Source organism: Caulobacter sp. GW821-FHT09A05, from assembly GCF_059418465.1.
Window position 1 is genome coordinate 1 of sequence record NZ_JBWKPX010000048.1, and the last position, 23991, is coordinate 23991.

24 protein-coding genes and 1 pseudogene are annotated in these 23991 nt (G+C 69.8%); 11 read left to right on the forward strand and 14 right to left on the reverse strand.

All coding sequences use genetic code 11. From position 1 onward, the window contains the following. Window positions 1-125 precede the first annotated feature (125 nt). The 3 genes from carB to AC07NX_RS25300 all read right to left on the reverse strand — a co-directional run bounded on the left by carB (window position 126) and on the right by AC07NX_RS25300 (window position 5110). Entirely contained in the window at window positions 126-3419 is a 3294-nt protein-coding gene (carB, locus tag AC07NX_RS25290; protein WP_494645756.1) for a carbamoyl-phosphate synthase large subunit, read from the reverse strand. A 159-nt stretch (window positions 3420-3578) separates the two neighbouring features. Next, entirely contained in the window at window positions 3579-4787 is a 1209-nt protein-coding gene (locus AC07NX_RS25295; RefSeq protein ID WP_494645758.1) for a patatin-like phospholipase family protein, read from the reverse strand. A gap of 116 nt (window positions 4788-4903) precedes the next feature. Next, window positions 4904-5110, reverse strand: a complete 207-nt coding sequence (locus AC07NX_RS25300; RefSeq protein ID WP_007666377.1) for a cold-shock protein — start codon at window positions 5108-5110, stop codon at window positions 4904-4906. A 289-nt stretch (window positions 5111-5399) separates the two neighbouring features. Here AC07NX_RS25300 and AC07NX_RS25305 point away from each other — a divergent pair, with 289 nt between their 5' ends. Further along, on the forward strand, window positions 5400-5636 hold the full coding sequence (locus tag AC07NX_RS25305) for a hypothetical protein (protein WP_494645761.1): 237 nt from the start codon (window positions 5400-5402) through the stop codon (window positions 5634-5636). Window positions 5637-5719: 83 nt separating this feature from the next. Continuing rightward, complete coding sequence (locus AC07NX_RS25310; protein ID WP_494645763.1) at window positions 5720-5893, forward strand: hypothetical protein; 174 nt, start codon at window positions 5720-5722, stop codon at window positions 5891-5893. Window positions 5894-5952: 59 nt separating this feature from the next. On the opposite strand, the gene pgsA is transcribed toward AC07NX_RS25310, so the two are convergent. Then, on the reverse strand, window positions 5953-6570 hold the full coding sequence (gene pgsA, locus AC07NX_RS25315; RefSeq protein ID WP_494645765.1) for a CDP-diacylglycerol--glycerol-3-phosphate 3-phosphatidyltransferase: 618 nt from the start codon (window positions 6568-6570) through the stop codon (window positions 5953-5955). A gap of 33 nt (window positions 6571-6603) precedes the next feature. Beyond that, window positions 6604-7656: a hypothetical protein gene (locus AC07NX_RS25320; RefSeq protein ID WP_494645767.1), complete on the reverse strand. Its 1053-nt coding sequence runs from the start codon at window positions 7654-7656 to the stop codon at window positions 6604-6606. Window positions 7657-7889: 233 nt separating this feature from the next. Between AC07NX_RS25320 and AC07NX_RS25325 the strand changes: the two genes are divergently transcribed. Next, window positions 7890-9170, forward strand: a complete 1281-nt coding sequence (locus AC07NX_RS25325; RefSeq protein WP_494645769.1) for an MFS transporter — start codon at window positions 7890-7892, stop codon at window positions 9168-9170. Between the two features lie 109 nt (window positions 9171-9279). Beyond that, complete coding sequence (locus tag AC07NX_RS25330; RefSeq protein ID WP_494645771.1) at window positions 9280-10464, forward strand: saccharopine dehydrogenase family protein; 1185 nt, start codon at window positions 9280-9282, stop codon at window positions 10462-10464. Between the two features lie 21 nt (window positions 10465-10485). Here the strand turns inward: AC07NX_RS25330 and AC07NX_RS25335 are convergent, their stop codons facing one another. Continuing rightward, entirely contained in the window at window positions 10486-11838 is a 1353-nt protein-coding gene (locus AC07NX_RS25335) for a lipocalin-like domain-containing protein (RefSeq protein ID WP_494645773.1), read from the reverse strand. Between the two features lie 194 nt (window positions 11839-12032). Between AC07NX_RS25335 and AC07NX_RS25340 the strand changes: the two genes are divergently transcribed. Continuing rightward, the gene (locus AC07NX_RS25340) at window positions 12033-13565 is read left to right on the forward strand and encodes a cation:proton antiporter (RefSeq protein ID WP_494645775.1); all 1533 of its coding nucleotides are present in this window, start codon (window positions 12033-12035) and stop codon (window positions 13563-13565) included. 8 nt (window positions 13566-13573) lie between these two features. On the opposite strand, the gene uvrC is transcribed toward AC07NX_RS25340, so the two are convergent. From uvrC to AC07NX_RS25355, 3 genes are read right to left on the reverse strand one after another with little or no spacing between them, the layout of a single operon-like run. Next, window positions 13574-15472, reverse strand: a complete 1899-nt coding sequence (uvrC, locus tag AC07NX_RS25345; protein WP_494645777.1) for an excinuclease ABC subunit UvrC — start codon at window positions 15470-15472, stop codon at window positions 13574-13576. Between the two features lie 28 nt (window positions 15473-15500). Further along, a complete protein-coding gene (locus AC07NX_RS25350; protein WP_494645779.1) occupies window positions 15501-15782 on the reverse strand; it encodes a type II toxin-antitoxin system RelE/ParE family toxin in 282 nt (93 codons plus the stop codon). A 3-nt stretch (window positions 15783-15785) separates the two neighbouring features. Continuing rightward, the gene (locus AC07NX_RS25355) at window positions 15786-16043 is read right to left on the reverse strand and encodes an antitoxin (protein WP_145683798.1); all 258 of its coding nucleotides are present in this window, start codon (window positions 16041-16043) and stop codon (window positions 15786-15788) included. Between the two features lie 61 nt (window positions 16044-16104). Between AC07NX_RS25355 and AC07NX_RS25360 the strand changes: the two genes are divergently transcribed. Further along, the gene (locus AC07NX_RS25360) at window positions 16105-16725 is read left to right on the forward strand and encodes a TIGR02466 family protein (protein ID WP_494645781.1); all 621 of its coding nucleotides are present in this window, start codon (window positions 16105-16107) and stop codon (window positions 16723-16725) included. Window positions 16726-16731: 6 nt separating this feature from the next. Here the strand turns inward: AC07NX_RS25360 and AC07NX_RS25365 are convergent, their stop codons facing one another. Continuing rightward, window positions 16732-16872, reverse strand: coding sequence for a hypothetical protein (locus AC07NX_RS25365; RefSeq protein WP_494645783.1), 141 nt, complete (start codon window positions 16870-16872; stop codon window positions 16732-16734). A 106-nt stretch (window positions 16873-16978) separates the two neighbouring features. Here AC07NX_RS25365 and AC07NX_RS25370 point away from each other — a divergent pair, with 106 nt between their 5' ends. Beyond that, the gene (locus AC07NX_RS25370; protein ID WP_494645785.1) at window positions 16979-17530 is read left to right on the forward strand and encodes a YbhB/YbcL family Raf kinase inhibitor-like protein; all 552 of its coding nucleotides are present in this window, start codon (window positions 16979-16981) and stop codon (window positions 17528-17530) included. Here the strand turns inward: AC07NX_RS25370 and AC07NX_RS25375 are convergent. Continuing rightward, window positions 17509-18171: a DUF998 domain-containing protein gene (locus AC07NX_RS25375; RefSeq protein WP_494645787.1), complete on the reverse strand. Its 663-nt coding sequence runs from the start codon at window positions 18169-18171 to the stop codon at window positions 17509-17511. The two genes, AC07NX_RS25370 and AC07NX_RS25375, sit on opposite strands and share 22 nt — an antisense overlap. Window positions 18172-18291: 120 nt before the next feature. Beyond that, on the reverse strand, window positions 18292-19947 hold the full coding sequence (locus AC07NX_RS25380) for a M20/M25/M40 family metallo-hydrolase (protein WP_494645789.1): 1656 nt from the start codon (window positions 19945-19947) through the stop codon (window positions 18292-18294). Between the two features lie 220 nt (window positions 19948-20167). Here AC07NX_RS25380 and AC07NX_RS25385 point away from each other — a divergent pair, with 220 nt between their 5' ends. Next, window positions 20168-20359, forward strand: coding sequence for a hypothetical protein (locus AC07NX_RS25385; protein ID WP_494645791.1), 192 nt, complete (start codon window positions 20168-20170; stop codon window positions 20357-20359). A gap of 97 nt (window positions 20360-20456) precedes the next feature. Beyond that, window positions 20457-20696, forward strand: a complete 240-nt coding sequence (locus AC07NX_RS25390; RefSeq protein ID WP_494645793.1) for a flagellar basal body rod C-terminal domain-containing protein — start codon at window positions 20457-20459, stop codon at window positions 20694-20696. Between the two features lie 108 nt (window positions 20697-20804). Here AC07NX_RS25390 and AC07NX_RS25395 read toward each other — a convergent pair whose 3' ends face one another. Together AC07NX_RS25395 and AC07NX_RS25400 are read right to left on the reverse strand one after the other, a co-directional pair. Then, window positions 20805-21611, reverse strand: coding sequence for an anti-sigma factor (locus AC07NX_RS25395; protein ID WP_494645795.1), 807 nt, complete (start codon window positions 21609-21611; stop codon window positions 20805-20807). Next, window positions 21608-22108 carry a sigma-70 family RNA polymerase sigma factor gene (locus tag AC07NX_RS25400; protein WP_494645797.1) on the reverse strand — a complete coding sequence of 167 codons (501 nt, stop codon included), beginning with the start codon at window positions 22106-22108 and terminating at the stop codon, window positions 21608-21610. The genes AC07NX_RS25395 and AC07NX_RS25400 overlap by 4 nt, the downstream gene beginning before the upstream one ends. A 128-nt stretch (window positions 22109-22236) precedes the next feature. Here AC07NX_RS25400 and AC07NX_RS25405 point away from each other — a divergent pair, with 128 nt between their 5' ends. Together AC07NX_RS25405 and AC07NX_RS25410 are read left to right on the forward strand one after the other, a co-directional pair. After that, window positions 22237-23505 carry a S8 family serine peptidase gene (locus tag AC07NX_RS25405; protein WP_494645799.1) on the forward strand — a complete coding sequence of 423 codons (1269 nt, stop codon included), beginning with the start codon at window positions 22237-22239 and terminating at the stop codon, window positions 23503-23505. A gap of 120 nt (window positions 23506-23625) precedes the next feature. Further along, window positions 23626-23991 (forward strand): annotated as a pseudogene (locus AC07NX_RS25410) (hypothetical protein); the annotation flags it as partial.

Sequence of the window (23991 nt, forward strand, 5' to 3'; positions counted from 1 at the left end):
GGCATCATCGTCGCCCTGCTGCGCTCAGGCCAAGCCTGGGATCCGCAGTACGCACGATAAACACAGTTGCTCATCCGCCCCGCCCCGCGGGCCGTCTTCTCCCGCAAGGGGAGAAGGAAAGAGCCCTACTGGTAGCTCTGCAGCGGCCGCACCTCGAGCGCCTCGGCGGGGGCCGAGGAAATCGCCTGGGCCGCGGCCAGGGCGCCGGCCGAGGTGGTGTAGTAGGGAACCTTCATCATCAGCGCCGTGCGGCGGATCTCGAAGCTGTCCTCCAGGGCCTGCTTGCCCTCGGTGGTGTTGAACACCAGTTGCACGCCGCCGTTCTTCATCACGTCGACGATGTGCGGGCGGCCTTCCAGCACCTTCTTGACCAGCTCGACCTCGATCCCCTGCTCGGCCAGGTAGCCCCGGGTGCCGACGGTGGAGATCACCTTGAAGCCCGCCGCCTGCAGCAGCTTCACCGGCTCGACGATCCAGGGGCGGTCGCTTTCCTTGACCGAGACGAAGGCCGTGCCCGAGGTTGGCAGGCTGACGCCGCCGCCCAGCTGGCTCTTGGCGAAGGCGCGGGCGAAGGCCGGGGCCAGGCCCTGCTCGCCCTCGCGGATCCAGTCCAGGCCCATGACCTCGCCGGTCGAGCGCATTTCCGGGCCCAGGATGGTGTCGACCCCGGCGAAGCGGGCGAACGGGAACACCGCTTCCTTGACCGCGATGTGGTCGTAGGGGACGTCCTTCAGGCCGAAGCTCTTCAGGGTCTCGCCGGCCATGACCTTGGCGGCGATCGCGGCGACGGGCTGGCCGATGGTCTTGGCCACGAACGGCACGGTGCGCGAGGCGCGGGGGTTCACTTCCAGCACGTAGATGCGCGGGTTTTCGCCGTGCGGTTCCTCGATGGCGAACTGCACGTTCATCAGGCCACGGACGTTCAGGGCCAGGGCCATCTTCACGGTCTGGCGCTTCAGCTCCTCGACCGTGGCGGCCGACAGCGAGAAGGGCGGCATCGAGCAGGCGCTGTCGCCCGAGTGGACGCCGGCTTCCTCGATGTGCTCCAGCACGCCGGCCACGAACACGTCGGTCCCGTCGCACAGGGCGTCCACGTCCACCTCGGTGGCCCGGCTCAGATAGTGGTCCAGCAGGATCGGGTGCTCGAACGAGATCTCGCCGGTGTTGGTGATGTAGCGTTCCAGGTGCTCGTGGTCGCGGATGATCTCCATGCCCCGGCCGCCCAGCACGTAGGACGGGCGCATCACGAACGGGAAGCCGATCTTGTCGCCTTCGGCCCGGGCCTCGTCCCAGGTGCGGGCGATGGCGTTCTCGGGCTGGGCGATGTCCAGGCCGTTCAGCAGCTGCTGGAAGCGCTCGCGGTCCTCGGCCAGGTCGATGGCGTCGGGGCTGGTGCCCAGGATCGGGACGCCGGCTTCCTCCAGGGCGTGGGCCAGCTTCAGCGGCGTCTGGCCGCCGAACTGGACGATGACGCCGGCCAGTTCGCCCTTGCTCATCTCGACATGCAGCAGCTCCAGCACGTCCTCGGCCGTCAGCGGCTCGAAGTACAGGCGGTCGGAGGTGTCGTAGTCGGTCGAGACGGTCTCGGGGTTGCAGTTGACCATGATCGACTCGACGCCGATCTGGTCGAGGGCGAAGGCCGCGTGGCAGCAGCAGTAGTCGAACTCGATGCCCTGGCCGATGCGGTTGGGACCGCCACCCAGGATCACCGCCTTCTTGCGGTCGCTGGGCAGGCTCTCGCACTCGGGGACCTGGCCCAGGGCGCCGGTCTCGTAGGTCGAATACATGTAGGGCGTGGTGGCCGCGAACTCGCCGGCGCAACTGTCGATGCGCTTGAACACCGGGCGGACGTCCAGGTCTTGGCGCGCCTTGCGGACGGCCTTCTCGGTCCCGCCGGTCAGCTTGGCGAGGCGGGCGTCGGAGAAGCCCTGGGCCTTCAGGGCGCGGAAGCCCTGGGCATCCGTCGGCAGGCCGCCGGCCCGGACCCAGCCCTCCTGGCGAACCAGTTCGGCGATCTGGCGCAGGAACCAGGGTTCGTAGGAGCAGGCGGCGTTGACCTCGTCCACGGTCAGGCCGTGACGGAAGGCCTGGGCGATGACGCGCAGGCGGTCGGGCGTGGGCGTGCCCAGGGCCCGGATGACCGCGGCCTTGCCGGTGTCGGGATCGTCGGCGCCGGCGATCTCGATCTCGTCAAAGCCGGCGAGGCCCGTCTCCAGGCCGCGCAGGGCCTTCTGGACGCTTTCCTTGAAGGTGCGGCCGATGGCCATCACCTCGCCGACCGACTTCATGGCGGTGGTCAGCAGGGGCTCGCTGCCCGGATACTTCTCGAAGGCGAAGCGCGGGATCTTGGTGACCACGTAGTCGATGCTGGGCTCGAACGAGGCCGGGGTCGCGCCGCCGGTGATGTCGTTCTTCAGCTCGTCCAGGGTGTAGCCGACGGCCAGGCGGGCGGCGACCTTGGCGATCGGGAAGCCGGTGGCCTTGGAGGCCAGGGCCGACGAGCGCGACACCCGCGGGTTCATCTCGATCACGACCATGCGGCCGTCGGCCGGGTTCACCGCGAACTGGACGTTCGAGCCGCCGGTCTCGACGCCGATCTCGCGCAGCACGGCGATCGAGGCCGCGCGCATCCACTGGTATTCCTTGTCGGTCAGGGTCAGGGCCGGGGCGACCGTGATCGAGTCGCCGGTGTGCACGCCCATCGGGTCGATGTTCTCGATCGAGCAGACGATGATGCAGTTGTCCGCCGTGTCGCGGACGACCTCCATCTCGTATTCCTTCCAGCCCAGGACACTCTCTTCGATCAGCACCTCGGTGGTCGGCGAGAGGTCCAGGCCCCGGGCGACGATCTCCTCGAATTCCTCGACATTGTAGGCGATGCCGCCGCCGGTGCCGGCCAGGGTGAAGGACGGGCGGATGATCGCTGGCAGGCCGACGAACTCCAGGCCTTCGCGGGCCTCTTCCATCGTGTGCGCGGCCTTGGAGCGCGGGCTTTCCAGGCCCAGCTTGTCCATGGCGTCGCGGAACTTCTGGCGGTCCTCGGCCTTGTCGATCACCTCGGCCTTGGCGCCGATCATCTCGACGCCGTACTTGGCCAGCGTGCCATTGGCCTCGAGGGCCAGGGCGGTGTTCAGCGCCGTCTGGCCGCCCATGGTCGGCAGCAGGGCGTCGGGCCGTTCCTTGGCGATGATCTTGGCGACCATGTCGGGGGTGATCGGCTCGATATAGGTCGCGTCGGCCACGTCCGGATCGGTCATGATCGTGGCCGGGTTCGAATTGACCAGGATGATCCGGTAGCCCTCGGCGCGCAAAGCCTTGCACGCCTGCACGCCCGAATAGTCGAACTCGCACGCCTGGCCGATGACGATCGGACCGGCGCCGATGATCAGGATCGAGGAGATGTCTGTTCTTTTGGGCATGGAAAACTCGCGCGCAGAGACACGGTCGCGCACATCCGCGCGCCCGCTGCCGACCATCTTGCAGGTTAAGCCGCCCGTTTAGAGAGGGAGTCGGTCTGGCGCAACCCTGGAGTCGCGCCCCGCCTGGGGACAGGCGCATGCGCCCGTTCCTGCTCGTGGTTACCGACCGCTGATCACCGGCGGCGCGGGCACGACGGGCGGCACGTCCTGCATGGTGTTCGGCGGTCCGTTGGGATCGTCGGGCAAGGCCCAGGCCCAGCCGGCCTCGGCCCGTTCGCGGCCCAGCCGGAACAGTGTCTCGCGATTCTTGGCGTCGAAATCCAGGCCCGAGGTGTCGGCGTCGGCGCTGTCGGGGATGGCGCTGTAGAACAGCTGGCCGCCGTTGCGCCGCGCGAAGCCGTAGCTGGCCGCCAGGTGCGTGCGCATCAGGGCCTTGCTCATGGCGTCCCACGAGCGACCGACGATCGACAGGGCCCCGCCCTTGGTGAAGCCGAAACTGCCATCGACCTTGCCGTTGACGATCACGAAAAGCCGTCCTGGCCGCGCCGAATTCCTGGCGGCGGTCCACAGAAGCAGCGACTCGGGCGCCACGAAGAACGGGATGGTGACCCCGCCGTCGACATGCATCTCCGACAGCTCGCGGCCCTTGCCTTCGATCTCGATCAGGGTGGGCGGGAAGACGCCGGGAATACTGGTCGAGGCGACCAGCACCCGCTTGAACAGCTCCTTGGAGGCCTCGTCGCCGCGGCTGGCGATCGCGCCCATGTCCCAGATCACCGTCTGCTCGGTGTCGAGGTTGGTGGTGGCGATCAGCAGGCGGCGGCCGCGCCTGTGCTCGGCGACGATGGCCTGCAGCATGTCGTCGGTGACATAGACATCGACCAGCCGGCGCAGGGCCGCGCTGCTGTAGAAGCTGGGATGGAACAGCACGCCCAGGCCGCGCGGCTTGAGGATCCGGCCGGCTTCCTTGCCGGTGTAGGCCTGGGTCAGGCGATCGTCCCAGCTGGAGCCCAGGAAGGCGAACGGGGCGGTCAGGGCGCCGGTCGAGACGCCGGTGACGATGTCGAACTCGGGCCGCTCGCCGCGCTTGGTCCAGCCGACCAGCACCCCGGCGCCGTAGGCCCCGTTCGAGCCGCCGCCCGACAAGGCCAGGACGTCGAAGGTGCGCTGGGCCAGGGCGCGCTTGCGGGCCGGGTCGCCGAACCGGACGGCGGCGTCCTTGTCGCTGGCGTTGAAGCGGATGTCGGCCAGGCCCTTGGGCGGCGGCCCCGCCAGGTCGCTGGCCTGGAAGGCGGGGCGCGACAGCGACCCGCAGCCGCAGAGGCCCAGGGCGACCAGGACGAGGGCGAAGAGGCGGGCTGGACGCATGGGCTGTGGCTCGCTGCCGAAACCTCCGAACCCTGTTACGCGCTCGGGAGGAGCGCGCAAGAAAAATGGGCCGGCGCAAGCGCCGGCCCATTCCAAATCTCGTGAGCGTGAGGCGATTAAGCCTGCAGTTGGCCCGCCGACATCTTGCCCGAGCGGTTGTCGCGCTCGAGTTCGTAGGTGATCTTCTGACCTTCATCCAGGCCGCGCAGACCGGCGCGTTCAACGGCCGAGATGTGCACGAAGACGTCGGCGCCGCCGTCGTCCGGTTGAATGAAGCCGAAGCCCTTGGTGCCGTTGAACCATTTCACGGTGCCGGTAGCCATAGTGGTAGTCCTTGCAGTCAATATTCGTCGGCGGAATCGTTCCGCGCGACGATCAAATTTCGTTGGGGGTCGGTGGGCGCGTCCGGCGCTCTCGCGAAAGAGAGCATGGAAAAGCAGGCCGAACGTCAGCGAATTCGATAATCCACCATGACCCGCATGGAGGCTCCCGGCAAGTGAATTCGTGAATCGACTTGAAGCGCAAATAGTTTTGGACCCCAAGCGCCGCCTTGAACGTTAAGCTAATTCTCTCGCGCTACTGCGAGAGTTTTTGATATTTGAGGAGTGCACCATGACCCTGATCGAGCGGATTCCTCTGCTGAACGACCAGGAGCTGGTCACGCTCCTGGCCAACGCCCGTCGCCTGGATATCGTGGGTACGCCCGCCCAGCGCCTGGCCGCGGGGGAAGTCCTGCCCGTGCTCGAACTGGAAGCCTCCAAGCGCCGCCAGGTCACCCTGGAAGCGGCGACCAAGAAGCGCGGCGCGACGGCCGCCAAGCGCCGGGCCGCCGCCGTCGAAGCGGCCTGAAGCCGCTGACTCCATAAAGACGCCTTGCCTCCGCTGCTGTTGATAGTCATTCTCAACAACAGCGGAGCGCTTCGGAGGCGATCATGGTGTTTCTGACGGCAGGGGCCGGCTGGCTGGCCCTGATGATGCGGGCGGAACGGACCCGCGCGGGCCACGACGCGCCCGCCGCCGGATGGCTGCTGCGCGATCCCGACACCTTCGAGCCCGACATCATCGAGGATGACGAACCGCCGCCGCTGTTGCTGGCGGCGGAGTAGGGCGCCCGCCCTGGCGGGAAGGTTGTCCCGGATCCCTCGCGCCGAGACGAGTGCAGGGTTCAGACCAGCGCCTTCCGCGCCGCTTCCCAGTATTGCGCGCCGGTGATCAGGGTCACCGCGGCGGCCAGCCACAGCAGGCCGTGGATCACATAGGTGGCCGGGGTCACCACCGACGGGCCGGTCGGCAGGTGGAAGGCCGACCAGGACGCCAGGACCATCTCGGCCCCGATCGCCACCAGCTGAAGGGTGGTCTTCCACTTGGCCAGCAGGGTGACGGGCAGTTTCACGCCCTGGCCCGCGCCCACTTCACGCAGGGCGCTGACGGCGAACTCCCGGAACAGGATCAGGCCGGCCGGCAGGATCACCAGCGGATTGGGGCCCAGGGCCATCAGGCCCAGCAGGGCGCCGCAGACCAGGATCTTGTCGCCGATCGGGTCCAGGATCGCGCCCCAGATGCTGACCGCGTCCAGCTTGCGGGCCAGCCAGCCGTCGAAGAAGTCGGTCACGGCCGCCACCACGAAGGCCCAGAACGCCCAGCGCTGCAGCGACATCTGCTGGTCGACAGTCAGCTGGTCGCTCAGCCACGGCACGCCGCCGGCCGCCGCGGCCAGGGCCACGAACATGAACAGCGCGATGACCAGGCGCGCGGAGGTCAGGATGTTGGGCAAGGCTTTCATGGCGGCGTTCTAACGCATGAAAGCGATGAAGGGCTATGGGGCCGCGACGCTCACTTCGGCGCGAGTCGGATCGTCTGAAGCCGGGCTGAGCCAATAGTCGCCCGCCAAGGTGTTGAGTCGGGCGCGGCCGCTCGCCTCCCGCCTTAGCGTTATCACGGTCACGCGGCGGCCGCCCGCCCGTTGCTCAACCTCAGCCAAGCCATCGCGCCAGCGACGGAAGCGGTACTCCATCTGTAGGTCGCCCGGAATGGCGACGGTCTTTTCCTCGATCGTCGGCGCATTGGCGAAATTGAACGTCCCGCTGGATGAGGCGAAGGTGGTGATCACGTATGGATTGATGTCGGGCAGGATGATCGCCAGCTTCCCAACCGGCATCAGGCAAAGGGCCTTAGCCGAGGCCTTCGAGGATGGGGACGGGAAGCACCAGACGTCTCCGGTCGTCTTCGCCAGCTCCCATCGAAAGGTTCCGGCGTAGAAACCTGGACTACCGGCCGGCGCGAGCACGCCCTTTACCCAGATACTGTAGCCGGTCGCGTCGGCGCTCAGTACGCCGGTGCGATTGAAGGCGATCGGGAAGGCGACGACGGGCTGGCCCGGTCCGGCGGCCTGCGCCACCACAGGTGGGCCGGCGGCGCGCAGGGGCGGAACGCGCTTGCCTGGTGCGCTGCCGTCCACCGTGTCGCTCCGGGCGTCGAACATGATGGAGACCAGGGTGCGGCCGTCTGTCGTGGCGGCTTGGCGGATCGCGCCGGCGTGAGCCGCCTTGATCGCCGCCGCGCCGAAGCCCCAGCCGGCCGGGGTTTCCGACACCAGCTGGCAGTCGGTCAACGCGCTGGAGGCATCGGCGGCGCAGTCGACGATCGCCTGGCCGCTGGTCTCCATGCGTTGGGCGCGTTCGGGAAAGAACGCCGAGGCCGGCGGGGATGAATGGGGAATGTCGAGCGGCGCCTGTGGCGCCAACTGGGTGTCGAAGGCGCTGGGCCGACTCGATTGCGCCGGGGCGACTGAAGGTGTCAGCGCGGCTGGCAGCACTATGGCCAGCGCCAGGGCCAGGAGCGCAATCCTGTGGCGAAAGGTCGTGAACATAAACTCCCCCTGCCGTGTCGATAGCAGGAAGTCTCAACCCTAGAAAGGTCCCCGGCGGCGTCGCGGGTCATGGGCTCGATCTTCGCAAATCCATGCTGTCAATATTGCGATCTTCGGGTTCAGCCTTGTCGTTCAGGGTGTTAAGCCCCGTCGAAAGCGGCAATTTTTGCTCGTTCTCGGTTGACGTCGCGCGCTTCGCTCGCCTAGCCATGGCGCAGTTTCCCGAGAGCGTCATGGCCGTCATCACCGAACCAACCGCGACCCAATCCCACCGCCGGGTGCTGACCGCCAGCCTGGTGGGCACGGCGGTGGAGTTCTACGACTTCTACATCTACGCCACCGCCGCCTCCCTGGTGTTCGGGCCGCTGTTCTTCCCGGCCAAGTCGGCCTCGGCCCAGCTGCTGGCTGCCTACGCCAGCCTGGGCGTGGCCTTCCTGGCCCGGCCGCTGGGCGCGGTGGCGTTCGGCCACTTCGGCGACCGGGTCGGGCGCAAGTCCACCCTGGTGGCGTCGCTGATGCTGATGGGCGGCTCGACCCTGGCCATCGCCTTCCTGCCCACCTACGCCATGGCCGGCTGGCTGGCCCCGGCCCTGCTGTGCCTGCTGCGGTTCGGCCAGGGCTTCGGCCTGGGCGGCGAGTGGGGCGGGGCGGCCCTGCTGGCGGTCGAGAACGCTCCGCCCGGCTGGCGCGCCCGGTTCGGCATGTTCCCGCAACTGGGCGCGCCGGTCGGCTTCATCGCCGCCAACGGCCTGTTCCTGATCCTGGGCCTGGTCCTGACGCCGGACCAGTTCCTGGCCTGGGGCTGGCGCCTGCCGTTCCTGGGCAGCGCCGCCCTGGTGGCCGTGGGCCTGTGGGTGCGGCTGAAGCTGACCGAGACCCCGGCCTTCGCCGCCGCGCTCGCCCATGCGCCGCCGCCGGCCGTGCCCCTGGGCGAGCTGCTGAAGGACCACTGGAAGGCCACCCTCTGCGGCACCCTGGCGACCATCTGCTGCTTCGCCGTCTACTATCTGATGACCGCCTTCGCCCTGGGCTACGGCGTCACCAGCCTGGGCTACGGCCGCACGGCCATGCTCGGCGTGCAGCTGGGGGCCATCCTGTTCATGGCCGCCGGCATCGTCGCCGCCGGCTACTGGTCGGACGCGACCAACCCGCGCGGGGTGCTGATGGCCGGCTGCGCCATGACCGTGGCGGTCGGCGCCCTGCTGCCGGCGATGATGGGCGCGGGCTCCTTGGCGGTGATGGGCCTGTTCCTGGCCCTGGGCCTGCTGGTCATGGGCTTCGTCTACGGCCCGCTGGGCGCCTTCTTGCCGGATCTGTTCCCGGCCCGCGTGCGCTACACCGGAGCCTCGGCGGCCTTCAATCTCGGCGGCATCCTGGGCGGGGGGCTGGCTCCGATGATCGCCCAGTACCTGGCCGACAAGGGCGGGCTGGTCCCGGTGGGCGCTTACCTGGCCGTAGCGGCGGCGCTGAGCTTCGCGGGGCTGCTGGGCCTGAAGCCGAAGGCGCCGGCCTAGCGCCAGATCCGCCGATCCCGACGGCGTCCTTGGAGGCGAACAGTTGTTTGCCTCCGTCGCCTATCCGCGCCACTCTGCCGCCAAGGACAAGATCTGGGGAGGCGCATCCATGAACCCGTCGGCGGATTTCGACGTCGTCGTCCACGGCGCGACCGGCTTCACCGGCCGGCTGGTGGCGGAGCACTTGGCGAAACATCACCCGGAGGTCCGCTGGGCCATGTCGGGTCGCAGCGTCGACAAGCTGGCCGCCGTGCGTGACGAGATCGGCGCGACCCGCGGCACGCCGCTGATCGTCGCGGACGCCGACGACCCCGCCTCGCTGCGGACCCTGGTCCAGCGGACCAAGGCGGTCTTGACGACCGTCGGCCCCTACCAGCTCTACGGCTCCGACCTGGTGGCCGCCTGTGCGCAGGCCGGGACCGACTACCTGGACCTGTGCGGCGAGCCGGCCTGGATGCGTCAGATGATCGACGCCCACGAGGCGGCGGCCCGGGCCAGCGGGGCGCGGATCCTGTTCTCCTGCGGCTTTGATTCGATCCCGTTCGAGCTGGGCGTCTGGTTCGTGCAGCAGGAGGCCGCTCGCCGGTTCGGCGGGCCAGCGGCGCGGGTCAAGGGCCGGGTGCGGGCCATGCGCGGCACGTTCTCGGGCGGCACGGCGGCCAGCCTGAAGGCCACCCTGGCGGCGGCGGCCCGCGATCCCCAGGTGCTGGAGCATCTGAAGAACCCGTTCGCCCTGACCCCCGGCTTCACCGGCCCCAGGCAGCCGCACGGCGCGGCCGTGGCCTATGACGAGGACCTGGGCGCCTGGACCGCGCCCTTCGTGATGGCGGCGATCAACACCCGCAACGTCCACCGCTCCAACCGGCTGATGGGCCAGCCGTACGGCGCTGACTTCGTCTATGACGAGATGGTGCTGACCGGCCCTGGCGAAGCGGGCGAGGCCGCCGCCAGGGCCGTGGCCGCCGCCAACGCCTCGATGGGCGCCGAGGGCGGCCCCAAGCCGGGCGAAGGACCCAGCCGGGCCGAGCGCGAGGCCGGCTTCTACGACCTGCTGTTCGTCGCCCTCGCCGCCGACGGCCGCCAGGTCCGGGCCAGCGTCAAGGGCGACAAGGACCCCGGCTACGGCTCGACCAGCAAGATGATCGCCGAGACCGCCCTGTGCCTAGTCGACACGCCGGACCTGACCGGCGGGATCTGGACGCCGGGCGCGGCCCTGCGGGGGAAGCTGGTGGAGCGGCTGCGGGACAAGGCGGGGCTGGCGTTCGCGGTGGAGGGGCCGCTGGAACAGGGGTGAGGTCCATCCCCGCCGGCGCCCTCAGATCGCCTGCTCGATCCAGCCCGTGCCGCGCACCGCCCGGCCCTGGAACGTGCCGGTCGCGCTGGCCACGCCCTCGTAGACCGAGCCCGTGTCGAGCACGAACTCCTGGTCGGGCAGCAGGGACTTGAAGGTCAGGGTGGCGAAGTCGCCGATCTGGACGTCGTACTGCAGGAAGTACTCGGTCTTGGAGTGCGGACTGACCCAGGGGGTCGACGGCGTCATCGTCGAGGTGTGGACATACATCTGGCCCTCCGGGTCGCGCAGGGTGACGAAGCTCTGGACCGGCTTGCCGGCGGGCGGCGACACCGCGCCGGGCAGGACGGTGAAGTTGGACAGAGTCCAGCCGTTGTCCAGCTGGGCGTCCTGCAGCAGCCACTTGGTCGGGTCGGCCGAACTGCCGAAGAAGCCGTACTCGTGGTCCATCCAGGTGACGCCGCTGACCGCGTGGACCTCGCCGTCCAGGGTGATCGTGCCCGTCGCTTTCAGATTGGTCAGCGAGTAGTAGAAGTTGCTGGTCTGCAGGGGCGCGCCGCTGGCCGGCGGCTTGACCGGCGCGACGCCGACGCCCCAGACGATGAACGGCGGGCCCTCCTGCGACAGCATCAGGTCGAACAGCGCCGGGGTTCCCGTGGCCTTGTCGTCCAGCCTGGCGACGATGGCGATGTCCCGGGTCGGATCGCCCCAGGCCGCGTCCATCGTCACGTAGCAGTGGACCGCCCTGGCCTTGGCCCCCTTGCCCTTGCCGACGAGGGTCACCGTGGGTGGCGAGGTGTAGCCGCGCCCCGGATTGGTCACCTGGATCGAGACCACCTTGCCCTTGTCGACGATGGGGTAGGCGATGGCCTGCGAACCGCCGCCGCCCGAGACCACCACCGTGGTCTTGTCGTCATAGCCCGAGCCGCCGTCGACGACGTCGATGGCCGACAGGCAGTTGTCGATCCGGCCCAGGCCCACGTGCCAGTCGCGCGTCGGGTCCGCCTGCGCCCAGGTGTCGAAGTCGACGCCGGCGGGCGGCTGGAAGGTGGTGGTGCGCTGGTAGTGTTTCTGGTTGGCGACATCGCTGAGCATGACCTGGCTGAAGCCGAAGCCCCGGTCGCGAAACACCGCCGCATTGATCTCGAAGCCGAAGATCCGGTCGCCGCAGGTCAGGGCGCCAATGTTCCACCACCATTCGGTGGGCGCGCCCCGGTGCATGTAGTGGTCGGCCGGGAGGTGGATGCGTTGCAGGGCGGCCGGGACCGGCCACGGGCCGTCAGCGGCCTTGGGCGACTGGTCCCACGCGGCGGTGGCCGTGGCGGCGGACAGGGCGCGGCTGGCGCCGCGCGCGCGGAGCGGCATCGACAGGTTCATGGCGGCGTTTCCCCAGGTTTTAGCCTTGGCGGGCTGACCGGATGCGCCTGCGGCGCAATGATCAAAAGTAGTGTCTGCGAAAAACCCACGTACAAGTTGTGAGTTCGGCGAACCGCGTTGTCAATCGGGGTTCGGGCCGTTGCCGACAGATGGCCGGCTCTGCTACGCCGGATGGCGAGGCGGAGGTCTGGAGCATGCTGATCTTCGAGTGGATCCTGGCCCTGCTGCTGGGCGCGGTGGTGCTGTCGGCCCTGGCCCGGCGGATCGGCGCGCCGTATCCGGCCTTGCTGGCCCTGGGCGGGGCGGCCGTCGCCCTGGTCCCCGGCGCGCCCCGGCTGGCGCTGGAGCCGGAGCTGATCCTGGCCCTGTTCATCGCCCCGGTGCTGCTGGACGCGGCCTACGACTCGTCCTTGCGCGACCTGAAGGACAACTGGCGGCCGGTGTCGGCCCTGGTGCTGATCGCCGTCAGCCTGACGACCCTGGGCGTGGCGGTGGCGGCGCGCTGGCTGTTTCCCGACATGCCGTGGCCGGCGGCCATCGCCCTGGGGGCCATCGTCGCTCCGCCGGACGCCGTGGCGGCCCTGGCGGTGCTGCGCGACATCCGCCCGCCGCACCGGATCCTGAAGATCCTGGAGGGCGAAAGCCTGCTCAACGACGCCTCGGCCCTGCTGATCTACCGGCTGGCGGTGGGGGCGGTCGGCGGCGGCTTCAGCCTGGTCCACGCCGCGCCGACCTTCGCCCTGGTGGCGGTGGGTAGCGTCGTGGTCGGCTACGGCCTGGCGCGGGTGAGCGGCATTTTCTTCCACCGCATCACCGACGTGCCCAGTTCGGTGATCGTCCAGTTCGTCTCGACGTTCGGGGTGTGGATCCTGGCCGAGCGGCTGGGCCTGTCGGGGGTGGTGACCATCGTCGTCTACGGCGTGACCGTGGCCTGGCGGCCGGGCGCGCAGTTGTCGGCGCGGCTGCGCATTCCGTCCTTCGCGGTCTGGGAAAGCGTGGTGGTGGTGCTGAACGTCCTGGCCTTCACCCTGATCGGCCTGCAGCTTCGTCCGATCCTGGAAGGGCTGTCGCCGCACGAGCGCGCCGACTACCTGCGCGCCGCCGGAGTGATCCTCGCCACGGTGATCGCCGTGCGGCTGGCCTGGGTGATGACCTACAACAGCGCCGTGCGGCTGAAGAATCACTGGTTTGGCTTGCACGTGGCCCGCTCCAGCATGGCCGCGCCCACCAGCCGGGGCGGGCTGATGGTCGCCTGGTGCGGCATGCGCGGCATGGTCACCCTGGCCGCCGCCCTGGCCCTGCCCGCGGGCTTTCCCTATCGCGACTTCATCCTGCTGGCCGCCTTCGCGGTGGTGCTGGGCACGCTGGTGATCCAGGGCCTGACCCTGAGGCCGCTGATGGCCCTGCTGCGCCTGCCCGACGACGACCCGGTGCGCAAGGAGCTGAAACTGGCCAGGGCCATGGCCCTGAAGGCCGCCCTGGCCGAGCTCGAAGGCGACGAGTCCCAGGCTGCCGAGGCCTTGCGCCGCGAATACGGCGACGCCCTGAGCCAGACGAGGAAGGGCGCCGACGCGCGCGCCTCCACCGAGAACGCCCTGCGGCGCAAGGTGGTGGCGGTGTCGCGCGCGACCATCTCGGACCTGCGCCAGCGTGGCGAGATCGGCGACGACGCCTATCGGGCGTTGGAGGAAGAGTTCGACTGGCTGGAGCTGTCGGCGCGGGAGTAGGCCGGGGCTCAGCTCTTCCGGAAGAACGCGTGGATCCGCTCGGCCAGGGGCTGGCTGACGCCGTCGACCTTCATCAGGTCCTCGACCCCGGCCCGAGCCACGCCCTTGGCCGAGCCGAAGGCGTGCAGCAGGGCCTTCTTGCGGCCGGGACCGACGCCTTCGATCTCGTCGAGCGGGTTCTTCTTCAGGTCCATCGAGCGGCGGGTGCGGTGGGCGCCGATCGCGAAGCGGTGGGCCTCGTCGCGCAGCCGCTGGAGGTAGTAGAGCACCGGCGACTTGGGTTCGAGCATGAACGGCGTCGCGCCCGGCAAGAAGAACCGCTCCAGCCCCGCGTCGCGGTCCGGGCCCTTGGCCACCCCGACGATGGCGATGTCGTCGACGCCCAGGTCGGCCATCACCTCCAGCGCCGCGTCCAGCTGGCCCTTGCCGCCGTCGACCAGCACCAGGTCGGGCCGGGCCGAGCTGTCGCCTTCCTCCTCTTCCTTGACCAGGCGGGCGAAGCGGCGGCGCAGCACCTCCTTCATCATCCCGTAGTCGTCGCCCGGCGTCAGCTCGGTCGAGCGGATGTTGAACTTGCGGTACTGGCCCTTCATGAAACCCTCGGGCCCGGCCACGATCATGCCGCCCACGGCGTTCGTGCCCTGGATGTGGCTGTTGTCGTAGACCTCGATCCGTTCGGGCGGCGCCTCCAGCCCGAACGCCTCGCAGACCCCGGCCAGCAGCTTGGTCTGGGCGCTGCCCTCGGCCATCTTCCGGCCCAACGCCTCACGCGCATTGGTCAGGGCGTGGCCGACCAGGTCCGCCTTCTCGCCGCGCTTGGGCGTGGAGATCTCGACCTTGCGGCCGCTCTTCAGGCAGAAGGCCTCGGCCAGCAGTTCGCGGTCGGCCGGCTCCAGATTGGTCAGGATCAGGCGCGGGATCGGCTTGTCGTCGTAGAACTGGCCCAGGAAGGCGGTCAGGATCCGCTGCTCCTCGGTGGCGGCCTCGTCGGTCTCCTCGGCGTTGCCGGTCACGCGCGGGAAATAGGCGCGGTTGCCCCAGTTCTGGCCGGCCCGGAAGAAGAACACCTGCACGCAGGCCTGGCCGCCCTCGACGTGCAGGGCCACGACGTCGGCCTCCTCCACGGTCTCGGGATTGATCTGGCTTTCCTGGGCCACGGCGGCCAGGGCGCGGATCCGGTCGCGCAGGCGGGCGGCGCGCTCGAACTCCAGGTCCTCGGCGGCGGCTTCCATCTGCTGGGCGATCAGGGCCATGACCGCGCGGGACTTGCCGCGCAAGAAAGCCTCGGCCTGGTCGACCAGGGCCTGGTAGTCGTCCTTGCCGATCAGGCCGGTGCAGGGGGCGGCGCAGCGCTTGATCTGGTGCAGCATGCACGGCCGCGAGCGGGTCTCGTAGACGCTGTCGCTGCACGACCGCAGCAGGAAGGCCTTCTGCAGGGTGTTCAGCGTGCGGTTCACCGCCCCGGCGCTGGCGAACGGCCCGAAATAATCGCCCTTGATCGTGTGGGCTCCGCGGTGCTTGCGCAGCTGGGGCGCGTCGTGGTCGCGGCGGATCATGATCTCGGGAAAGCTCTTGTCGTCGCGCAGCAGCACGTTGAAGCGCGGCTTCAGCGACTTGATCAGGTTGATCTCGAGCAGCAGGGCGTCGGCTTCGGTGCGGGTGGTGACGAACTCCATCGACCGCGTGGCGTCGACCATGTGGGCGATGCGATTGGTGTGGAAGCGGCCCTGGGCGTACTGCACCACGCGCTTCTTCAGGCTCTTGGCCTTGCCGACGTAGAGGACTTCCTCGTTCTCGCCGATCATCCGGTAGACGCCGGGCGCGTCGGGCAGGCGCGAGACCTCGTCCTTGATCAGGGCGGCGCCCTTCAGGGCGTTGGCGGGGGAAGGGGCGATGTCTTGGTCCACGGCGGACATATAGGCGAGTCTGGGCGGCTCAGCGATCTTCGAGGCCGTGATGGATGCGGGCGATGATCACGCTACTGACAGTTACGCGATAGGTGATCACGTAACTCCACGTTCTGAAGGGCACGATGAACTCTCTCAGAGTGCCGCCGCCGGAGTGACGGCCCCGTTCTGAAAAGTCCTGCAGGCTCATCATCGCATCCCGAAGGGCGACGCCGAGATCCCATGCATAGGGAGCTTCATTTTCGATAAGCCAGTCTTCAAGCCGATCGATATCCATCCAAGCGCTCTTGGAAACATCGATCTGCCGCACGGATCAGCGCTTTTGCCCGAAATTTGACAACCGCGCCTGAACCTCCTCCCAAGGTACGCCGCCATCGCGCTCCGTTTCATCGCAGATGCGTTCAAGCTCGTCCCAGTAGGCTTCGTCATGCTTACGGGGATCAAGGCCGGTGTAGGCGTCGAGCAACTGACGAGCATATTCGTCCAAGCTCTTGCCCAGGCCGTCCGAGACGGCCTTCAAGCGCATGGCGAGCGCTGCATCTATCGTCAGAGTGACGTCACCATCGGCCATGCCGAGATGATCCTCCCAACCCCGTTTGTCGTCAACCGCGTGGGGCGGTATGACGCCACCCATGACCTCTCGCTCGCTCTTCGTCACGCCGCTCTATGAAGCCAGCCTCGCCGGCGAGAAGGGCTTCGAGGCTTTCATCGACGACCTGCACGACGCCTGCATCGCCGTCGCCGAGGACGACGAGGCGGGCCAGGCCTGGGCCGAGAGCAAGGGCTATCTGGGCTACACCTCCTACGCCTCGCTGGACGACCTGGCCCAGCGCGACAGCCTGTTCGCCGATCTGAAGAAGAAGCTCGACAAGCACGCCGCGGCCTTCGCCAAGGCTCTTCATTTCGACCTGGCCGGCGGCAAGCTGGTCATGGACAGCTTCTGGATCAACATCCTCGACCCTGGCGGCCAGCATAGCGGCCACATCCACCCCCACAGCGTCATCTCCGGCACGGTCTATGTGACGATCCCGCCCGGCGCCTCGGCCCTGAAGTTCGAGGATCCGCGCCTGCCGATGATGATGGCCGCGCCCACCCGCCAGGCCGACGCGCCCGAGACCCTGCAGCCGTTCGTCTACGTCCAGCCCGCGCCCGGAACGATCCTGATGTGGGAAAGCTGGCTGCGCCACGAGGTGACGCCCAACCAGGCCGAGGAGCAGCGGATCAGCCTCAGCTTCAACTACGCCTGGCGATAGGAACAATCAGCGGTGGGACGGCTGGTCCTTGGCGTATTCCGCCATGACGGCGCCGAAGCGCTGCTTGCTCTGATACGCGGCCCAGCCGGAACCGGCGACGGCGACAACGAACAGGGCGCAGACGGCGATGACAAGCTTTCGGAGCATGACTCTACTTTAGCGGTTATCCTGGCCGTCTCCAGCATGCCGCGACCTTGGCCGTGAACCCGCGAGGGCGCCGAGGGTTCTCCTCTAGACTCCGAGGAGGACGGCCATGCCCCACGCCCAGACCCCCGCCCATTCCGGCGCGTCGATCGCCATCCAGCGCGTGCAGCCCTATGGCGAGACCAGCCTGATCCTGACCACGCCGGCCAGCGATCAGAACGGCCGCCTGGCCGACCGCCACAGCGCCTATCACGACAACCTCTCGCCGCCGCTGGTCTGGACGCGGGTCGAGGGAGCCGGGGCCTATGCGATCATCGTCGAGGACCCCGACGCGCCCCGCGAGCGGCCGTTCGCGCACTGGCTGATCTGGAACATCCCGGGCGAGGCGACCAGCCTGCCCGAGGGGCTGCCGAACGAGGCCAGCCTGGGCCTGATCGGCGGCGCGACCCAGGGTGTCAACGACAGCGGCTCGATCGGCTGGTTCGGCCCGCGCCCGCCGGTCGGGCACGGGGTGCACCACTATCATTTCCAGATCTTCGCCCTGGTCGAGCGGCTGCCGTTCGACGAGAAGACGCCGTTGGCCGACCTGGTCAACGCGCTGAAGGGCGACGCCCTGGCGTCGGACGACCTGATCGTCACCTACGAGGCGGCGGGGGCGTAGTCGGGTTCGGCGGCGGTTGCGTCGCCCGCGGCCGGCGTGGCGCGCGTGCGCCAGTGGCGATCCAGGCAGAAGGCGGCGATGGCCAGCCACAGCAGGCCCAGGGCCGCGTGGCCGCGCTGCCAGAAGCCGACGTCGTTGCCGGTGCGCACGTTCCACACCCCGGTCAGCAGGGCCAGGACCAGCAGCAGGAAGAAGAACCAGCCCAGCGAGAAGCGCGCCAGCCGGCGATGCTCCGGCTTGCCCCACAGGGCCCAGGCGGTGAACAGCGGCGCGAACTGGATGGCCAGGCCCACGCCGCAGGCGCGGTGCATCGGGTCGGGCCAGTGGAACAGGCCGGCGAACAGCGCGCCCAGGCCGGTCATCGCCACCCACAGCCCCGCGAAGGCCGAGACCCGGCGGCGCCCGCCCGCGTGCTCCAGGGCCTGGGTGAAGCCGGCCCCGGCCGCCATCCCGGCCAGGCCGGCCAGGATCATGCCGATGTTGAAGATCGCCGGATTGGGCGCGGCCGGGCCGCCCAGCTCGCTGATGAACTGGGCGCCGGGCCTGAATCCGGGGAACATGTGCTGGGCCACCAGGACGTCGGCCACCATGATCGCGGGGACGACCAGGCCGATCCTCAGCAGGTTTCCAACACTGATCACGCGTCCCGTCTCCGGCTGGCTGGGCTCGTCTAAATCGCGCCGGGCGAGCGCGGGGTCAAGGCGGGATGGCGGCTGACGGGGACAGGCCCATGCGCCTGTCCCCCGCTTTGGCGCGGCCGCCTACTTCTTCCCGAACAAGGTCCCGAAGAAGTCGCCCTTGTTCCAGCTGGGGCGCGCGGGCGCGTCGGCCAGTTCGCGGGCGATCTCGTAGTTGACCAGGGCGAAGCGGGCTCCGGCCTGGTAGTTGATCGGCTGGTTCAGGTCGTCGTTGGGCTTGTGGTAGTGGGTGGCCAGGAAGTCCTTGAAGCCCTTCTCGCCGCCGTTCTTGAAGCCGGTCATCAGGAACACCGACGGCACGCCCTGCTCGACGAAGCGATAGTGGTCCGAGCGGGTGAACAGGCCCTCTTCCGGCAGCGGGTCGGCCGACAGGCCGATGCCGACGCGGCCGGCGGCGCGGGCCACGGCCGGACCGATCGACGAGCGGTCCGCCCCGAAGGCGATCACGTCCTGGAAGTCGTACAGCAGGATCGGCATGTCCAGATTGACGTCGGCGGCGATGCCGGCCTTGGGCACGGTCGGGTTGTTGGCGAAATATTCCGAGCCGATCAGGCCCTTCTCCTCGGCCGTGACGACCAGCAGCACGATCGAGCGCCTGGGCTTGGTCCGGGCCTCCTTGAAGCCGCGCGCCACCTCCAGCAGGGTGGCCACGCCCGAGGCGTTGTCCAGGGCGCCGTTGTTGATCTTGTCGGCGTCCTTGCCGTGGATGCCCAGATGGTCGAGGTGGGCGGACAGGATGATGGTCTGGGCCTTCAGCGTCGGGTCCGAGCCTTCGATCAGCCCGACGACGTTGCTGCTCTGGCGCTTCTCGATTTCGGTCTTCAGTTGGATCGTGACATTGGTGGGCAGGGCGAAGCCCTTGACCAGACCCTCGGGCGTCTCGGCCGCGGCCAGCACCTCGTCCAGGCTGGTCGGGGCGCCGGCGAACAGCCTGGCGCCGCCCTTCAGGCTCAGGCTGGCCAGGCCCGGCGCCTCGGCGCCGCGCACATAGGGGACGCCCTGGGCGTCGTTCCAGGTCATCTTCCATTCCTGGTAGCTACTGACGCCGCGCGCGAACGGACGGCGCTTTTCGGAGCTGGTGGTCGGCAGGGTCAGCACGCCGACCGCGCCCCGCCGGGCGGCTTCGGCCCGCTTGACGTTGGCGTTGCCGTAGTGGGCGCGGATCTCGGTCTGCAGGCCGGAGGGGGCGCCGCTGAGGACGACGACGATCTTGCCCTTCACATCCAGGCCCGCATAGTCGTCGCGGCCGCGTTCCGGGGCGACGACGCCGTAGCCCACGAAGACCAGCGGGGCGGTGACCGAGGTCTCGGCCTGGCGGGCCTGGGGCGAGGGCAGATAGTCCTCGCCGAACACCAGCGCGCCCGACTTGCCGTTCGCGCCGGTGTAGGACACCCCGCCCTGGTTGGCCGGCCGGTAAGCGGTCAGGGGCACTTGCTGCAGGTAGGAGCCGTTGTCGCCGGCCGGCTTCACGTGCATCAGCGCGTATTGCGCGGCCACATACCGGGCGGCGATGTCGTAGCCGCGCGTGCCGGCTTCGCGGCCTTCCAGCAGGTCGTCGGCGAGGAAGCCCATATGGGCCTTGATGGCGTCGGCCGACGGGGTGAAGCCGGCGGCCTTCGTCGCGGCGGGCTTGGTCTTGGCGGTGGTCGCGGCGAGGGCGGGCTGGATCGTCAACAGCAGGGCGACGCCGGCGAGGGCGACGCGACGGGAAAACGGCATCAAGGCAGGCTCCAAGGACGGGCCGGGCCCGCGCAAGCGCGAACCTTGGCTAGGCCGAAGCGGCTTGTCGAGATTCCGCGACCTGAACGATTTGTAATCTTCGCGGAAAAGCGGCGTCGAAAGAACGCGTTATCCCCAGTCTCGGGCGCGTTTACCGTCTTTGGTCAAGCGCGCTTAAGGGTTCGGGGCGAGGCTGGCGACGACCTCGAAGGAAGACGCCGTGCAGATCCCCGCCAACCGTTCCAGCGTCAGCCTCCAGCGGCCGGCCACCCCCGCGCAGAGCGCCCCGCCGGTCGACCTTACGCAGCTGGCCGTGGCGCAGACCAACGCCAAGATGACGGCCTCGGCCGGCGCGGCCCTCGCCCAGGCGACCGGCGAACTGACCGGGACGCTGGTCAATATCAGCGTCTAGGCGCTCTCCCGGGTTCGGCGGTTAACCGCGTAACTTCACCGTCTTTGCTTAAGGCCGATTAACCGGCGCGCCCGACATTGGCCCGGCAACCAGGGAGATGGTCGTGCAGGTCCTCAACACCGCCGCCGCCGGCATGTTCGCCGCCGCCGACCGACTCAGCGCCAGCGCCCAGCGCACCGCCGCCTGGGGCGTAGAGCAGGGGCAGGCCGAACAGAAGGTCGACCTGGCCCACGAGGCCGTCGAGCAGGTTTCGGCCAAGACCGATTTCAAGGCCAACGCCTCCGTCATCAAGACCGCCGACGAGATGACGGGCGCCCTCCTGGACATGAAGGTCTAGGACGGACGTCCGTCCCGTGGGCGCAAGTCGGTCCGGGCCCATCCCGCATTCCCCCCTGCGCGGGCTCGGACCCGCCGCCCTCCGGCCCCGCCGGGGGGCGGCCCCTTCCTATCGAGCGCCGGGGGCCGGCTTCCAGCCGGCCGCCCGGGCCTTGGCCTCGCCGGCGGCGTCGAGCGGCGGTCCGGCGATCATCGCGTCGACCGCGGCCAGGATGGCGGCCGGGGTTTCCGAACCCGCCATGCGGTAGTCGCCGGCGGGGCCGGGGCTGGCCGGGCTGACGGCCCGCACGCGCCAGGCGTCGGGGTCCCGGCAGGCCACGCCGGCGATCGGCGAGCGGCCCGAGGCCTGGAACGTCCGGCAATAGACGCCCGACGCGGTCTTGAACGACAGCTTGATATGCACCGGACCCGCCGTCTGGCCCGAGTTTTGGCTGTTCAGGGCCAGGGCCAGCGGGCCGGCGGCGATCGGGGCGGGATCGTCCGCTCCGCTCAAGGTCACGGGCGGCGGCGCGGCCATGCGGCCGATCACCAGGCCAGCGACCAGGCAGGCGGCCAGGCCGATCCAGGCGGGAACGCCCCGTCCCGGCGGTCCCGCCGGCCTGGGAAGCCTGGGCTCGCGCGGCTTGGCCTTGTCCTTGGCCTTGGTCTTGCCCTTGGCGCCGGGGAAGGCGATCACCTCGGCCGGCCGGGGCGCGGAGGGCGGCCTGGCGACGACCGCGGCGCTGAGGGGCTCGGGCGGCGTCTCGCGCATGACCCCGGCATGGGCGCCCGACAGCAGCCGGCGCAGCGCGCGCTGGGTCTCGACCCGCAGGGCCAGTTGCGGGTCGGTCGCCATGGCCGCCTCGATCCGCGCCATGTCCTCGGGAGGCAGCTCGCCGTCGACAAAGGCGAAGACCTCTTCGTCCGGAACGGTCATGGCTGGGCTCCTTGGTCGATCAACGCGGTCTGCAGGGTGGCGCGGCCGCGGGCCAGGCGGCTGGTCAGGGTGCCGATCGGCACCTCCAGGCTGTCGGCGGCCTCCTGATAGGATAGCCCTTCGATCAGCACCAGGGCGACCGCGATGCGCTGGTCCTCGGGCAGGGCGTCCAGGGCGCGCTCCACCGCCGAGGCCTTCAGCCGCGCCTCCAGCGACGGCGCGCTGGGATCGGCCGCGAGGGCGCCCGCCTCGGGCGGGGCCAGGACGCGGCCACGGCGCTGTCGGGTGCGGGCTTCGTCGATCCAGGCGTTGCGCATGATCCGGAACATCCAGCTGTCCAATCGGGTACCGGGACGCCACTGGTCGCGGCGCAGCAAGGCGCGCTCGACGGTCAATTGCGTCAGGTCGTCGGCGTCCGCCGGCTCCCAGGCCAGCACCCGCGCCATTCGCCGCAATCGCGGCAGCAGGGCCAGCATCTCCGTCTGGAAGGAATCCAAGGTTCGCCTTCGTCCTGTGGAAGAAACGTTTCGTCGGGGACGTTCAATCCCTGAGCCTAAACTTATTTCACGCGCGTCGCGATGCGGCCATTGTGACGTCTCGCGCACCTGGGAAAACTTGGACCGCCATGAGCTTTCGCATCCCCCTCGTCATGATCCTGGCCGGGCTGGCGGTGTCGGGCGGCGCGCCGGCCGAGGCCCAGCTGCTGCCCTCGCCGTCGTCCGTGGTCGGCCGGACCGGCCTGCCGCTGCCGCAGTTGCCGCTGGCCGACCGCCTGGCCGGCGAGGTCGACGGCCTGGCTGATCGCTTGACGCCCCAGGCCCTGGCCGGGGCGCGGCTGGACCGGCTGGCCGCCCTGGTCCGGGCCCATCCCCGGGCGCTGGAGCTGGACGACCAGGGCCAGCCGGTGGTGCGCGGCGAGGTGCTGGCGATCTCGCCCACGCCCGAGGCCTTGGCGAGGATCACGGCGGCGGGCTTCGCCGTCGCCCGCCAGGCGCGGTCCGACGAACTGGGCCTTTCGCTGGTGACCCTGACGCCGCCCAAGGGCCTGGGCGCCCGGGCGGCGGTCAAGCGGCTTCGCGAGCTGGATCCTGGCGGCGACTATGATTTCAACCATGTCTATGCCGGCGCCGGATTGGACGCGGGGGGCGCGGCGGCCGGACCCGTCGCCGTCCAGGGCGGCGGAGGACGGGCGGGCCTGCTGGACGGGGGCGTCGCGGCCGACCAGCCGGTGTTCACCCGCGTCCGGCTGGAGCAGCGCGGCTTCGCGGACGGCGGGGCGCGGCCCAGCGCCCACGGCACGGCCACCGCCTCGCTGATCGCCGCCGCGGGAGTCGATCAGATCCTGGTCGCCGACGTCTATGGCAAGGGACCGGCCGGCGGCTCGGCCTCGGCGATCGTGGGGGCCCTGACCTGGATGGCCCAGGCCCGCGTGCCGGTGGTCAATATCAGCCTGGTGGGACCGCCCAACGGCGCGCTGGCGGCGGCGGTCAAGGCGCTGCTGGCCCGGGGTTGCCTGATCGTGGCGGCGGTGGGCAACGACGGCCCGGCGGCGCCGGCCCTCTACCCGGCCTCCTATCCGGGGGTGATCGCCGTGACCGGCGTCGATCGCCGGCGCCGGCTGCTGACCGAGGCCGGCCGCGCGACCCATGTCGACTTCGCGGCCTACGGGGCCGAGGTCAGGGTCGCCACGCCCGGCGGGCGTCCGGCCAGCGTGCGCGGCACTTCCTACGCCGCGCCGGTGGTGGCCGGGCGGCTGGCGCGCCTGCTCGACGCCCCCGATCCGGCGGGGGCCCAGCGAGCGCTCGCGCGCCTCGCGGCCCAGGCCGTGGACCTGGGCGCGCCGGGCGTCGATCCGGTGTTCGGCAAGGGCTTCGTCGAGGCTGCGGCGAAATAGGCCGATTTTCGGGCCGCGAAAAAAAAGTCGCGGGGTGCGGAAGAAAGCGCGGGGACCGGTCGTTGGACGGGTCGGGAGGCGGACGAAGCGCCGCCTCGAGCCATTCTTCAGGAGAAGACCATGCGCAAGATCTCGTTCTTCATGACCGTCACGGCCGCCGCCATGCTGATGGCCGCGCCGATGGCCCAGGCCCAGATCCTCGGCGGGGGCGGCGGTCTCGGTGGTGGTTTGGGCGGAGGGCTCGGCGGCGGCCTGGGCGGGGGGCTTGGCGGCCTGGCCGGACAGGCCGGCGGCGGGCTGACCGGTTCGGGTTCGGGCCAGTTCGGAACCCCTGATATCGGCGGTGTCGCCTCGCGCGCCACCGAGGCCACGGGCCGGGTCCGCCAGGGCGCCACCGACGCCACCGGCCGGGTGCGCGACCGCGCCGAGCGGGCGACCCGACGGGCCCGCGACGCCGCCGGCGGCGTCCAGGGCGCGGCGGAAGGT

Bases quoted from the DNA above. Each gene is read 5' to 3' on its own strand.
- carB (WP_494645756.1), bottom strand. From the start codon at position 3,419: ATGCCCAAAAGAACAGACATCTCCTCGATCCTGATCATCGGCGCCGGT.
- AC07NX_RS25405 (WP_494645799.1), top strand. From the start codon at position 22,237: ATGAGCTTTCGCATCCCCCTCGTCATGATCCTGGCCGGGCTGGCGGTG.
- AC07NX_RS25340 (WP_494645775.1), top strand. From the start codon at position 12,033: ATGCTGATCTTCGAGTGGATCCTGGCCCTGCTGCTGGGCGCGGTGGTG.
- AC07NX_RS25325 (WP_494645769.1), top strand. From the start codon at position 7,890: ATGGCCGTCATCACCGAACCAACCGCGACCCAATCCCACCGCCGGGTG.
- AC07NX_RS25335 (WP_494645773.1), bottom strand. From the start codon at position 11,838: ATGAACCTGTCGATGCCGCTCCGCGCGCGCGGCGCCAGCCGCGCCCTG.
- AC07NX_RS25310 (WP_494645763.1), top strand. From the start codon at position 5,720: ATGGTGTTTCTGACGGCAGGGGCCGGCTGGCTGGCCCTGATGATGCGG.
- AC07NX_RS25295 (WP_494645758.1), bottom strand. From the start codon at position 4,787: ATGCGTCCAGCCCGCCTCTTCGCCCTCGTCCTGGTCGCCCTGGGCCTC.
- AC07NX_RS25300 (WP_007666377.1), bottom strand. From the start codon at position 5,110: ATGGCTACCGGCACCGTGAAATGGTTCAACGGCACCAAGGGCTTCGGC.
- AC07NX_RS25360 (WP_494645781.1), top strand. From the start codon at position 16,105: ATGACCTCTCGCTCGCTCTTCGTCACGCCGCTCTATGAAGCCAGCCTC.
- AC07NX_RS25320 (WP_494645767.1), bottom strand. From the start codon at position 7,656: ATGTTCACGACCTTTCGCCACAGGATTGCGCTCCTGGCCCTGGCGCTG.
- AC07NX_RS25330 (WP_494645771.1), top strand. From the start codon at position 9,280: ATGAACCCGTCGGCGGATTTCGACGTCGTCGTCCACGGCGCGACCGGC.
- AC07NX_RS25390 (WP_494645793.1), top strand. From the start codon at position 20,457: ATGGTCGTGCAGGTCCTCAACACCGCCGCCGCCGGCATGTTCGCCGCC.
- AC07NX_RS25355 (WP_145683798.1), bottom strand. From the start codon at position 16,043: ATGGCCGATGGTGACGTCACTCTGACGATAGATGCAGCGCTCGCCATG.
- pgsA (WP_494645765.1), bottom strand. From the start codon at position 6,570: ATGAAAGCCTTGCCCAACATCCTGACCTCCGCGCGCCTGGTCATCGCG.
- AC07NX_RS25365 (WP_494645783.1), bottom strand. From the start codon at position 16,872: ATGCTCCGAAAGCTTGTCATCGCCGTCTGCGCCCTGTTCGTTGTCGCC.
- AC07NX_RS25380 (WP_494645789.1), bottom strand. From the start codon at position 19,947: ATGCCGTTTTCCCGTCGCGTCGCCCTCGCCGGCGTCGCCCTGCTGTTG.
- AC07NX_RS25395 (WP_494645795.1), bottom strand. From the start codon at position 21,611: ATGACCGTTCCGGACGAAGAGGTCTTCGCCTTTGTCGACGGCGAGCTG.
- AC07NX_RS25370 (WP_494645785.1), top strand. From the start codon at position 16,979: ATGCCCCACGCCCAGACCCCCGCCCATTCCGGCGCGTCGATCGCCATC.
- AC07NX_RS25305 (WP_494645761.1), top strand. From the start codon at position 5,400: ATGACCCTGATCGAGCGGATTCCTCTGCTGAACGACCAGGAGCTGGTC.